This window comes from Actinomadura craniellae, assembly GCF_003289645.1.
Taxonomy (GTDB): domain Bacteria; phylum Actinomycetota; class Actinomycetes; order Streptosporangiales; family Streptosporangiaceae; genus Actinomadura_D; species Actinomadura_D craniellae.
In genome coordinates, this window is record NZ_QLYX01000013.1 from 165,402 (window position 1) to 177,285 (window position 11,884).

At 73.3% G+C, this 11,884-nt stretch carries 13 protein-coding genes; 12 read left to right on the plus strand and 1 reads right to left on the minus strand.

Going from position 1 to position 11,884, the window contains the following annotated elements; translation table 11 throughout:
- The first annotated feature begins 100 nt into the window (after nt 1–100).
- The 8 genes from rsmD (at nt 101) to DPM19_RS25355 (ending at nt 4,677) form a co-directional block, all read left to right on the plus strand.
- Nucleotides 101–664, plus strand: a complete 564-nt coding sequence (gene rsmD / locus DPM19_RS25320; RefSeq protein ID WP_111870518.1) for a 16S rRNA (guanine(966)-N(2))-methyltransferase RsmD — start codon at nt 101–103, stop codon at nt 662–664.
- A gap of 117 nt (nt 665–781) precedes the next feature.
- Nucleotides 782–1,261: a pantetheine-phosphate adenylyltransferase gene (gene coaD / locus DPM19_RS25325; RefSeq protein WP_111870519.1), complete on the plus strand. Its 480-nt coding sequence runs from the start codon at nt 782–784 to the stop codon at nt 1,259–1,261.
- Between the two features lie 93 nt (nt 1,262–1,354).
- The gene (locus DPM19_RS25330; protein ID WP_111870607.1) at nt 1,355–1,942 is read left to right on the plus strand and encodes a YceD family protein; all 588 of its coding nucleotides are present in this window, start codon (nt 1,355–1,357) and stop codon (nt 1,940–1,942) included.
- Between the two features lies 1 nt (nt 1,943).
- The gene (gene rpmF, locus DPM19_RS25335) at nt 1,944–2,120 is read left to right on the plus strand and encodes a 50S ribosomal protein L32 (RefSeq protein WP_111870520.1); all 177 of its coding nucleotides are present in this window, start codon (nt 1,944–1,946) and stop codon (nt 2,118–2,120) included.
- A 273-nt stretch (nt 2,121–2,393) separates the two neighbouring features.
- Nucleotides 2,394–3,134 (plus strand): ribonuclease III, encoded by a 741-nt coding sequence (gene rnc / locus DPM19_RS25340; RefSeq protein ID WP_111870521.1) that lies wholly within the window; start codon nt 2,394–2,396, stop codon nt 3,132–3,134.
- Nucleotides 3,135–3,138: 4 nt separating this feature from the next.
- Nucleotides 3,139–4,008 carry a bifunctional DNA-formamidopyrimidine glycosylase/DNA-(apurinic or apyrimidinic site) lyase gene (gene mutM, locus DPM19_RS25345; protein WP_111870522.1) on the plus strand — a complete coding sequence of 290 codons (870 nt, stop codon included), beginning with the start codon at nt 3,139–3,141 and terminating at the stop codon, nt 4,006–4,008.
- Nucleotides 4,005–4,301, plus strand: a complete 297-nt coding sequence (locus DPM19_RS25350) for an acylphosphatase (protein WP_111870608.1) — start codon at nt 4,005–4,007, stop codon at nt 4,299–4,301. Before mutM ends, DPM19_RS25350 begins: the two co-directional genes overlap by 4 nt.
- A gap of 178 nt (nt 4,302–4,479) precedes the next feature.
- Nucleotides 4,480–4,677: a hypothetical protein gene (locus DPM19_RS25355; protein WP_111870523.1), complete on the plus strand. Its 198-nt coding sequence runs from the start codon at nt 4,480–4,482 to the stop codon at nt 4,675–4,677.
- A gap of 208 nt (nt 4,678–4,885) precedes the next feature.
- On the opposite strand, the gene DPM19_RS25360 is transcribed toward DPM19_RS25355, so the two are convergent.
- Nucleotides 4,886–5,551, minus strand: coding sequence for a YoaK family protein (locus DPM19_RS25360; protein WP_158566887.1), 666 nt, complete (start codon nt 5,549–5,551; stop codon nt 4,886–4,888).
- Nucleotides 5,552–5,792: 241 nt separating this feature from the next.
- Here DPM19_RS25360 and smc point away from each other — a divergent pair, with 241 nt between their 5' ends.
- From smc to DPM19_RS25380, 4 genes are all read left to right on the plus strand, one after another.
- On the plus strand, nt 5,793–9,446 hold the full coding sequence (gene smc, locus DPM19_RS25365) for a chromosome segregation protein SMC (RefSeq protein WP_111870609.1): 3,654 nt from the start codon (nt 5,793–5,795) through the stop codon (nt 9,444–9,446).
- Nucleotides 9,447–9,585: 139 nt separating this feature from the next.
- Nucleotides 9,586–9,987 (plus strand): globin family protein, encoded by a 402-nt coding sequence (locus DPM19_RS25370; protein WP_111870525.1) that lies wholly within the window; start codon nt 9,586–9,588, stop codon nt 9,985–9,987.
- A gap of 8 nt (nt 9,988–9,995) precedes the next feature.
- A complete protein-coding gene (locus DPM19_RS25375; protein ID WP_111870526.1) occupies nt 9,996–11,111 on the plus strand; it encodes a globin domain-containing protein in 1,116 nt (371 codons plus the stop codon).
- Complete coding sequence (locus tag DPM19_RS25380; RefSeq protein WP_111870527.1) at nt 11,108–11,779, plus strand: DivIVA domain-containing protein; 672 nt, start codon at nt 11,108–11,110, stop codon at nt 11,777–11,779. The genes DPM19_RS25375 and DPM19_RS25380 overlap by 4 nt, the downstream gene beginning before the upstream one ends.
- Nucleotides 11,780–11,884: the final 105 nt, after the last annotated feature.

Below are 11,884 nucleotides of genomic sequence, written 5' to 3' on the forward strand. Positions count from 1 at the left end.
CGGCTCGGCGCGGAACGGCCTGCGCCCTCCCGTGATCCTTCGGCTTTCGAGGTGGCACAGCACCCGGAAGTCGAAGGATCACCTGCCTATGCTTTCCCCTATGAGCCGGGTGATCGCGGGGAGCGCAGGTGGGCGGCGGCTGGCCGTGCCGCAGGGCCGGGACACCCGGCCGACCAGCGACCGGGCCCGGGAAGGGCTGTTCTCCACCGTGCAGGCGCTGCTCGGCCCGCTGGACGGGTTGCGCGCGGCCGACCTGTACGCCGGGTCGGGTGCGGTCGGACTGGAGGCGCTGTCACGGGGCGCCGCGCACGCACTGCTGGTCGAGTCGCACCCCAAGGCGGTGCGGGTGGTCCGGGCCAATGTCGCGGCACTGGACCTGCCCGGCGCCGAAGTGGTCGCCGACCGGGTGGAGCGGGTGGTACGCCGCCCGCCCGCCGAGCCGTACGACCTGATCTTCGCCGACCCGCCGTACGCGCTGGCCGACCGGGCGGTCGAGGATCTGCTGGCCGCGCTGCACGAGCACGGCTGGCTGGCGGACGGCGCGCTGGTCGCGGTGGAGCGCCCGACCCGCGGTCCGGCGCTGCGCTGGCCCACCGGTTATGCCCCTGATCGCGACCGCCGGTACGGGGAGGCCACTTTCTGGTACGCCCGAGCCGGGGGGTGACCGCCGGGGTGGGTGATTAGGGCGCTTCGTAACGGGTGAGGCGCCCAAAGGGGTTACTGACCCGATTTGGTAGCGTCGCGCCGCAGGTCACATCCGGATCCGGAGGGATTTCACCTCGTGCGCCGTGTCGTCTGTCCGGGGTCTTTCGATCCCGTCACCAATGGGCACCTGGACATCATCAGCCGGGCCTCCCGTCTCTACGACGAGGTCGTCGTGGCAGTACTGATCAACGTCTCCAAAACCAGCCTTTTCACGGTCGATGAGCGCGTCGACATGATGACCGCGGTCACCAAGGAGTACGGCAACGTCAAGGTCGACAAGTTCCACGGGCTGACCGTGGACTACTGCAAGGAACACGACATCCCGGTGATCGTGCGGGGGCTGCGGGCGGTCAGCGACTTCGACTACGAACTCCAGATCGCGCAGATGAACCACCGGATGTCCGGGGTCGAGACCATGTTCATGGCGACCAACCCGCTGTACGCATTCCTTTCCTCCAGCCTGATGAAAGAAGTCGTCAAGTATGGTGGGGACATCTCCGGGCTCGTCCCGGAGCTCGTCCACACCCGGCTGGTGGAGCGGATGAGCCAGGGCTGAACCCGCCCCGGCCCCGTCGAGTTGGGGCCGCTCACAGGTCTTCGGTACCCTGGGGGTTCGGCCATGCCCGACGGCGTGGATTCCCGGTATCTCATGGCAGTCCCACGAAAGCAGGAAACCCTGTCTCGCCTCGATCCCCGTCACCCGCTCGCGCTCGACACCAAGGCTTTGGGTCGCCGACCGGGATCGATGCGTACCGAGCGACTGACCGTGCCGGCACCGGAGGATCTCGGCGTCGAAATGGTCGGCGTCCCCAAGGACGCGGACCTCGAGCTGGACATCCGGCTGGAGGCGGTGATGGAGGGCGTGCTCGTCACGGGCACGGCGCGGGTCCCCCTGGTGGGGGAGTGCGCGCGCTGCCTGGACCCGATCTCCTCGATCTTCGAGGCGGAGTTCCAGGAGCTCTTCGTCTACTCTGACACCCGTTCCGGCGGGGAGTCCGGGGAGGACGAGTACCGTCTCGACGGAGATTTCATCGATCTCGAGCCGGTGCTCCGGGACGCGGTGGTGCTCGCACTGCCGCTGTCCCCGCTGTGCCGGGACGACTGTCCCGGCCTGTGCGCCGAATGCGGGGTGCGGCTGGCGGACGCCGGCCCGGACCACCGTCACGACGCCGTCGACCCCCGGTGGGCGGCACTTGAGGGCCTAAGAGACCAACGAGAAGAAAGCCAGGAGGGCTGAGGTGGCCGTCCCGAAGCGGAAGAAGTCGCGCAGCAACACGCGGCACCGTCGCTCGCAGTGGAAGACCACTGCGCCGACCCTTGTCAACTGCCCGCAGTGCCGCGACCCCAAGCTGCCGCACACCGCGTGCCCGACCTGTGGAACCTACAACCGGCGTCAGGTCATCACGCCGGCCTGAACCTCGCGCCGTGACGGCGTCTCGCTCCGGCGAGACGCCGTCCGGACCGGGATGCACCGACGGAAGCGACGCCCGCTCGGCGGGTGACATCCTGCCGGGGCGCCCGAGGCCGTGGTGTACGCCGGGGACGCACCCCGCCCGGCGCGCACCTCGTCTTCGCGGAACCCTGTGCGCGCGGACTCCCACCCGCGCGACGTTCCGGCGTTCTCGTGAGATGTCACGCGTCCCCGCGGGCCTGCGAGGAGGCACCGTGAGCACGATCCGGGAGCGGGCGTGAGCGCCCGCGGAACCGAGCCGGCGCCGCGCGCCGCGCTGGAGGAGGCACTGGGCGTCAAGATCGACCCCGCCCGGCTGGAACGCGCCCTGACCCACCGCTCGTACGCCTACGAGAACGGCGGGCTGCCCACCAACGAGCGGCTGGAGTTCCTGGGCGACTCGGTGCTGGGGCTGGTCGTCACCGACACCCTGTTCCGCGACCACCCCGACCTGCCGGAGGGGCAGCTCGCCAAGCTGCGCGCCGCCGTCGTCAACATGCGGGCGCTGGCCGGGGTGGCCCGCTCGCTGGGGGTCGGCGCGCACATCCGGCTCGGCCGGGGCGAGGAGGGCACCGGCGGGCGCGACAAGGACTCGATCCTCGCCGACACCCTGGAGGCCCTGATCGGGGCGGTCTACCTCGACCGCGGGCTGGACGAGGCGTTCGCCCTGGTGCACCGGCTTTTCGACCCGCTCATCGCCCGGTCGGCCGGGCTCGGCGCCGGGCTCGACTGGAAGACCTCGCTGCAGGAGCTCACCGCGACCGAGGAACTGGGCGTGCCGGAGTACCTGGTCGACGAGAGCGGTCCCGACCACCAGAAGACGTTCCGCGCCGCGGTGCGCGTCGGCGGCGAGGTCTACGGGTCGGGCCAGGGGCGCAGCAAGAAGGAGGCCGAGCAACACGCGGCGGAAGCGGCCTGGACCGCCATCCGGCGGATCGCCGTCGAGCGCCAGCCCGGTTCGGCCGCCGGGACGGAGTAGCGCGGTGCCCGAACTGCCCGAGGTGGAGGTGGTCCGCAGCGGTCTCGACCGCTGGGTCACCGGCCGCGTGATCGGTACGGCCGCGGTGCTGCACCCGCGCGCGGTGCGCCGGCATCTGGCCGGCGCGGCCGACTTCACCGGCCGGCTGGCCGGCCGGACCGTCACGGGGACCCGCCGCCGCGGCAAGTACCTGTGGCTTCCGCTCGACGACGGCACTGCGCTGCTGGCGCACCTGGGGATGAGCGGCCAGCTGCTGGTGGGTGAGCCGGACCGGCCGGACGAGCGGCACCTGCGGGTCCGGGCGACGTTCGCCGACGGGGGAGCGGACGTGCGCTTCGTCGACCAGCGCACCTTCGGGCACCTGCTCGTCGCCGAACTGGTGCCGGACGCCTTCGGCGGCACCGTGCCGGAGCCCGTCGCGCACATCGCCGCCGACCCGCTGGAGGACGCCTTCGACGACGAGGCGTTCTTCCGGGCGCTGCGCCGCCGCCGCACCGGCGTGAAGCGCGCGCTGCTCGACCAGTCGCTGATCAGCGGGGTGGGCAACATCTACGCGGACGAGGCGCTGTGGCGGGCGCGGCTGCACTGGGCGCGCCCCACCGAGACGCTGACCCGGGCCGAGGTCACCCGGCTGCTGGCCGCCGTGCGTGAGGTGATGGCCGCCGCGCTCGCCGCCGGCGGCACCTCGTTCGACAGCCTCTACGTCAACGTCGACGGCGAGAGCGGGTACTTCGATCGCTCGCTGGACGCCTACGGCCGCCGGGATCTGCCGTGCGGCCGGTGCGGCACACCCATCCGCCGCGATGTCTTCATGAACCGTTCGTCGTTCAGTTGCCCCACCTGCCAGCCCCGCCCGCGCCGGGCCCGGGCATGACGCCGACGATCGGGCGGGTGGGGAGAGTGCGGCTGACGGCATGGGCCCGCGGCCGGGTACAGGGGGTCGGTTTCCGCTGGTGGGTGCGGTCGCGGGCGCTGGAGCTCGGGCTGGTGGGCTCGGCGGCCAACCTTCGTGACGGCCGGGTCGAGGTCGTGGCCGAGGGGGCACGGGAGGACTGCGAGCGGCTGCTGGAACTGCTGCGCGGCCCCGACACTCCCGGAGAGGTGGCCGGCGTGGTGGAACTGTGGAGCGAACCCCGGGGTGACCTGGCCGGATTCCAGGAAAGGTGACCGGTCGGGAAGGCCCGTGAGCACCTGCTAAACTTGTGGGGCAAGGACGTTACCGGCCCGTGATTGTTCATCTTGACCGACACTCCGGGCGGTGCGACTCTAGACGATACGCGCATCGGGTTCGGTCTTTTCTCGTGCGCTATCCCTGCTGGTTACTCAGCGTGGAGGACCCTTAATCATGGCGAAGGCTCTACTCGGCCACGTCGGCGGTCCCGACCCCCGGATGGTCGCGGAAATGCGGCGTCTTCAGCAGCGAGTACGTGATCTGGAAGCCGAGCTCGTTCGGCTCCAGGCCGAGAACGACGCGCTGGCGACGCCCACGCACGACGATGTTCTTTCCGTGGGTGTACAGGACCGCGAACCTGCGCTGACCTGATCGCGGTCGGCTCGGAACAGAGAATGCTGGGACGCCGACGATGGCGTCCCTTCTGTTTGTAGTTATTTGCCCCGAATTTGCATGGTGTATGCCTTCGGTCATCCGACGGCGTGGTCGGGGTCGGCACGGCCTCGGACGGTAACGCCGGGCCGGCCGTGGCGCACGTTGCGGGTGATCTCGCGGACTGAGCTTGCGGAACGTGGGTCCTTCACCGGCGGCTCGCCAGGTAGGCGGCCACCGAGCACAGGCCCAGTCCCGTCCCGGTCAGCCAGAGCAGGGTCTCCAGGGAGGTCCGGGCGATGAGCAGGCCGCCGGCGAACGCCCCGCAGACCAGCGCCGCCACGGAGCCGGCCCGCCAGGCCTGCTGCGAGGGCAGGGAGCCCGCCTCGCCCATCAACCGGGTGATGGTCACCGTGACGACGGTCGTCGTCAGATCCTGTACCCGCATCCGGAGGACCACCGCGTTCTGCCCGCCGACGGTCAGGGCGAGCATGACGATCAGCAGGGGCGGGGCCCAGGGGCGGTGCACTCCGAACACGTGCACCAGGATCGCCACGGCGGCCACCGCACCGGCTTCGATCGCGATGCAGCCGGCGAGCAGCCGGCAGCGATCCGCCTGCCCGGCCGCCCGGCGGCCCACCCGTCCGCCGAGCAGGGCGCCGCAGCAGAAGGCCGCCAGCGCCAGGAACGAGGGCAGGAGCGCCTCCCGGCTCGGCGCGCCCAGGCTGAGGCCGAGGAAGACCACGTTGCCGGTCATGTTCGCGACGAACACCTCCCCCAGGGCCAGGTACCCGGCGGCGTCCAGCATCCCGGTGAGCACCGTGACGGCCAGCAGGAGGAGCGGCAGGGAGTCCGGTGCGCGAGCGTGCGGCATACGCCGATACTGGCAGTGAGCGGGCTCGCCGCCTCCGTCACCGGGCTTCGGGGAGTTTCCCCCCGGATCCGGCGGTACGCCGGGACCGATGGGGCCGGCGGAGGGCCGGCGGGGGCCGGTGGGGGCACGGAATGCCGTGATTCCGGTGGTGGGGCGGGAGGGCCGGTATCGTTCGGCGAGGTGGAAGCGGGGACGGGGGAGCCGTCCTGGGGGGACGAGCCGGTGAGGAGTGTGCGCGGGCGTGTACCTGAAGACCCTGACGCTGCGCGGTTTCAAGTCCTTCGCGTCCTCCACCACGCTGCGGTTCGAGCCCGGCATCACCTGTGTGGTCGGCCCCAACGGCTCCGGCAAGTCCAACGTCGTCGACGCGCTGGCCTGGGTGATGGGCGAGCAGGGCGCCAAGTCGCTGCGCGGCGGCAAGATGGAGGACGTCATCTTCGCCGGCACCGCCAGCCGGCCGCCGCTCGGCCGGGCCGAGGTGGTGCTGACGATCGACAACTCCGACGGGGCCCTGCCGATCGACTACACCGAGGTCACCATCAGCCGGCTGATGTTCCGGTCGGGGCAGAGCGAGTACTCGATCAACGGTGACGCGTGCCGGCTGCTCGACGTCCAGGAACTGCTCTCGGACTCCGGTATCGGCCGTGAGATGCACGTCATCATCGGGCAGGGCATGCTCGACGCCGCCCTCAACTCGGGCCCGGACGGGCGGCGGGCGGTCATCGAGGAGGCGGCCGGCGTCCTCAAGCACCGCAAGCGCAAGGAGAAGGCGCTGCGCAAGCTGGACGCGATGCAGGCCAACCTCACCCGCGTCCAGGACCTCACCGGGGAGTTGCGCCGCCAGCTCAAGCCGCTCGGCCGGCAGGCCGAGATCGCCCGCCGGGCCGCGGTGATCCAGGCCGAGGTGCGCGACGCCCGGTTGCGGCTGCTCGCCGACGACCTGGTCACCCTCCGCACCCGGCTGGAGCAGGAGGCCGCCGACGAGGCCGCGGTCCGGGAGCGCCGGGCCGAGACCGAGCAGGCCCTGCAGGAGTCGCAGGAGCGCGAGGCCACGCTGGAGGCGGAGGCCCAGGCGGCCGAGCCGCAGCTTGCCCGGGCGCAGGAGACCTGGTTCCGGCTTTCCTCGCTGCGCGAGCGGCTGCGCGGGGTGGCCGACCTGGCCGCGGAGCGGCACCGGCACGCCGCCGAGTCCGGCCGGGAGGAGCGGCGCGGCCGTGACCCCGAGGAGATGGAGCGCGAGGCCGCCGAGATCCGCGAGCAGGAGGAGGAGCTGCGCGCGGAGCTGGAGGAGGCGCGGCTGGCCCTGTCGGCCGAGGAGCATGCGCGCACCGAGACCGAGAACGCGCTCAAGGCCGAGGAGCGCCGGCTGCAGGACGCCGCGCGCGCCGCGGCCGACCGCCGCGAGGGGCTGGCCCGGCTGCGCGGCCGGGTCGAGGCGCTGGCCGGGAAGGCGCAGGCGGGCGAGGCCGAGATCGGCCGGCTGCTGTCGTCGCGGGCCGAGGCCGAGGAGCGGGCCGAGGCGGCCTGGACCGAGCACGAGGCGTACGAGGCCCGGGTCGCCGAGGACCCCGAGCTCGCCGCCGACCACGAGCTGGCCCAGGAGGCCCTGGCCGAGGCGAAGGCCGCGGCCGAGGCGGCGGAGGCCGCGGTCGACGGGCCGCGCCGGGAGCTGAAGGCGGCCAGGGAACGCATCGCCGCCACCCGGTCGGCCGACCAGGCCGCGCAGCGCGACGTCACCGCGTTGCAGGCCCGGATCGAGGCGCTGGAACTGGCCCTGGCGGGCGCGGCCGACGGCGGCGAGACGCTGCTGGCGGCCGACCTGGCGGGTGTGCTCGGCCCGCTGGCCGCGCTGCTGGCGGTCGAGCCGGGTGCCGAGGCCGCGGTGGCCGCCGCGCTGGGCGCCGCGACGGAGGCGGTCGCGGTCGACTCCCTCGCCACCGCCGAGGCCGCGCTGGCCCTGCTGCGCGAGCGGGACGCCGGCCGGGCCGGGCTGGTGATCGGCGGGGCTCCCGCCGACGGGGCCGCGCCGGAGCCGCCGCCCGCCGGCGGGCGGTACGCGGCCGACCTGGTGGCCGCGACCGGCCCGGTGGCGGGGGCGGTCCGGCGGCTGCTGGCCGGTGTGGTGGTGGTCGAGGATCTGGCCGCCGCCCGGCGGCTGGTCCAGGGCCGGCCCGGGTTGCGCGCGGTCACCCGCGACGGCGACCTGCTCGGTGCCGACTGGGCGGCCGGGGGCGCCGCCGGCGGGCAGAGCCCGCTGCAGATGCGCGGCACGATCGACCAGGCGGCCGAGGACCTGGCTGCGGCCCGGGAGCGGGCCGCCGAGACCGCCGCCGCGCTGGCGGACGCCACCGCGGCCGAGCAGGCCGTCCAGGCCGCGCTGGAGGCCGCCCAGGCCGAGGTGACCCGGGCCCGCTCGGGGGTCAACCAGGCGCAGTCCGGCCTCGACCGGGTCCGGGCCCGGCTGCGCGAGGCCGATGCGGCGGCGGCTCAGGAGGCCAAGCACGTCGCCCGGCTCCAGGCCGCCGCGCAGGCCGCCCGGCAGGAGGTCGACCGGCTGACGACGGCGGTCGAGGCGGCCCGGGAGGCGCGCGAGCGCGATGCCGCGGCCCACGCCGAGCTGGCGGACCGGCTGGCCTCGGCCGAGGCCGAGCCCGTGGCCGAGGACGACGACACCGGCCCGCGCGACGAGCTCGCCGCCCGGGTGCAGGACCTGCGTGCCGCCGAGTTGGAGGCGCGGCTGGCGGTGCGCACCGCGGAGGAGCGGGTCAGGGCCATCGCGGGCCGGGCCGAGGCGCTGGAGCGGGGCGCCCAGCGGGAGCGCGAGGAGCGCGCTCAGGCCGAGGCCCGCCGAATTCGCCGGGAGCGGGAGGCGCGGGTCGCCCGGGCCGTGGTGACCGGTGCCCGGGCCGCGCTGGAGCTCATCGAGCGCTCGCTGGCCGCGGCGGTGGCCGAGCGGGAGGCCGCCGAGCAGGCCCGCGCCGCCCGCGAGGCCGAGCTGAAGGTGGTGCGCACCCAGGTGCGCGAGCTGTCGACCCGGCTGGAGCGGCTGGTCAGCGTGGTGCACGGCAGCGAGGTGACGCGTGCCGAGCAGCGGCTGCGGCTGGAGCAGCTCGAGACGCGGGCGCTGGAGGAGTACGGCCTGGAGGTGGTGGCCCTGGTGGCCGAGTACGGGCCCGACCAGCCCATCCCGCCGGGCCCCGAGGCCGCTGAGGACGCGGTGCCGCAACCCTATGACCGGGCCGTCCAGGAGAAGCGGGCCAAGGCCGCCGAGCGCCAGCTCACCCAGCTGGGCAAGGTCAATCCGCTGGCCCTGGAGGAGTTCGCCGCGCTGGAGGAGCGGCACGCGTTCCTCACCTCGCAGCTGGAGGACCTCAAGAAGACCCGCCGCGACCTGCTGACGGTCGTGAAGGAGGTCGACGACCGGGTGCAGCAGGTGTTCGCGGCGGCGTTCGCCGACACCGCCCGGGAGTTCGAGCGGATCTTCGGCCGGCTGTTCCCCGGCGGTGAGGGGCGGCTCACGCTGACCGAGCCGGACGACATGCTGACGACCGGGGTCGAGGTCGAGGCCCGGCCGCCGGGCAAGAAGGTCAAGCGGCTGTCGCTGCTGTCGGGTGGTGAGCGCTCGCTGGTGGCGATCGCGATCCTGGTCGCGGTGTTCAAGGCCCGGCCGTCGCCGTTCTACGTCCTCGACGAGGTGGAGGCGGCGCTCGACGACACCAACACCCAGCGGCTGCTCGGCATCCTGGAGGAGCTGCGCGAGTCGTCGCAGTTGATCATCATCACCCACCAGAAGCGCACGATGGAGGGCGCCGACGCGCTCTACGGCGTGAGCATGCGGGGCGACGGCGTGACGCAGGTCATCAGCCAGCGCATGCGCGAGGCCGAATCGGCCTGAACCCCGGTCCGTGCGGGGTCCGTATGACTGCGGAGACGGACGGGTGGCGAGGGGCTGAGCGGCGAATTCTCCGAAGGCGGTTGCGGGCGGGCAAAAGATCCGTTAGCAATAGGGACAAAACCCCCGTGGAGAAGCAACCATGAACCCTCAGCTTCTGAAAGAAAATTTCGCCCTGGTCGCCGGAAACGGCGACGACGTGGCGGCCTACTTCTACGCCGACCTGTTCGAGCGCGACCCCGCGCTGCGCCCGATGTTCCCCGCGTCCATGGCCAAGCAGCACGAGATGCTGCTCACCGCGCTGACGCAGATCGTCGGCCTGGTCGACAACGTCCCCGACCTGGTCCCCTACCTGCAGGACCTCGGCCGCCGGCACCGCGGATACGGCGTGACCGACGACCACTACCCCGTGGTGGGCGCCAGCCTCCTGGCGACGCTCCGCCACTTCAGCGGCCCGGAGTGGGACGAGACCCTGGAACAGGACTGGTCGGCCGCCTACGGGGTGGTCGCCGACACCATGGCGGCGGCCGGCCGAGAAGGTTAGGCGGCCGGATGGACGCCCAACGGCTGAAGGACAGTTTCGGGCAGGTCGCGCGGCAGGGCGACGCGGTCGCGCTGTTCTTCTACGCCGACCTGTTCGTGCGCAACCCGCACCTGCGCGACATGTTCCCGGTCGGGATGAGCGCCCAGCGCGACCGCCTGCTGGCCGCGCTGGGCCGCATCGTCTCCCATGTCGACGACCTGCCCGCGCTGGTGCCGTTCCTCCAGCAACTCGGCCGCGACCACCGCAAGTTCGGGATCGTGGCCGAGCACTACCCCCAGGTCGGCGCCAGCCTGCTGGCCACCCTGCGGTACTTCCTCGGCGAGGACTGGAACGACGACCTCGCCGAGGACTGGAACTCGGCGTACAGCCTGGTCGCCAAGGTCATGAACGACGCCGCCGACGACGACTCGCTGGTCTGGCCGGCCTGGTGGAACGCCCAGGTCATCGGCATCGAACGGCGCCGGTTCGACATCACCGTGCTGCGCGCGGTGCCCGACCGGCCGCTGCCGTACCGGCCCGGCCAGTCGGTGGCGGTGGAGGCCCCGGGCCGGCTGCGGCAGTGGCGCTACTACTCGATGGCCAACGCCCCGCGCTCGGACCAGACGATCGACTTCCACGTCCGCCTGATCGACGGCGGCCCGGTCAGCACGGTGCTGGCGCGGAACGTCCAGGTCGGCGACCGGCTGCGGCTGGGCGCACCGGTGGGCTCGCTGACCCTGGACGCCGACTCCCCCCGCGACGTCCTGCTGGTGGCGGGCAGTACCGGGCTGGCCCCGCTCAAGGCGATCATGGAGGAGATCGGGCAGCGCCCCGTGCCGCCGCGCGTCCGGCTGTACTTCGGCGCGCGGACCGCCGACGCGCTTTACGACCTGGAGGACCTCCGCAAGCGGGCGGCGGAGTCGCCCTGGCTGACGGTGACGGCCGCCGTCTCCGACGAGGACCCCGGGGGCGCGTTCGAGCACGGTCTGCTGCCGGACGTGGTGGCGCGCGCCGGGAACTGGAGCGGGCACGACGCGTACCTGTGCGGGCCGCCCGACATGGTCGAGCAGACCGCGGACCGGTTGCTGCGGCTGGGCGTGCCCGGCGGGCGCATCAGGTTCGAGACCTTCGGAGGAGACCGATGACCTCGCCCGATCTGCCGGTGCGCTTCGGCGGGGGACCGCCCCGCCTGACCCCCGGCGAACTGCAGTCCGTCGTCTTCCCGCGCGCCCCGCTGGGCCGCCGGGGCTTCGACGAGGACCGGGTCCGGGCGTTCCTCCACCAGGTCGAGCGGGAACTCGCCCAGATCCTGGCGGAGAAGGCCGCGCTGGCCGACGAGACCGCCCGGCTGCGCCGGCACCTGGCCGAGGGCGCCGCGGGGGCGGTCACCGCGCTGCCCGCCGAGGACGCCCACATCCAGGCCGTGCGGGTGCTCTCGCAGGCCCAGCAGACTGCCGACCGGTACGTCGAGGACGCCGAGCGCTACAGCCGGGAACTGGCCCAGGAGGCCCGGCGGCACCGCGACGAGATCCTGGCCGACGCCCGGGCGCGCGCCGCCCTGGTACTGGAGGAGGCCCACCAGCAGGCCACCGGCGCCGCCGCGGCGATCGCCTCCTCCGGCGAGCCCCTGCCGGCCGGCGAGCGCCGCGACCTGGAGCGCGAGATCGCCTACCTGCGGACGTTCAGCGGCGTCTACCGCAGCCACCTGAAGTCCTACCTGGAGGCGCTGCTGCGCAACGTGGAGGAGTGGGAGCGATCCGAGCACGACGCGGCCGCGGCGGTGCGGGCCGAGCCGCCCACGGCGGGTTCCTGAGCGGCGGGGGACCCTGGGCTCCGCCCCGGTCACCGTCGCCCCGAGCCGGACCGCCCGGGTGGGGCGGGCCCGGATCACGGTGACCTCGATCAGCGGTGACACGGT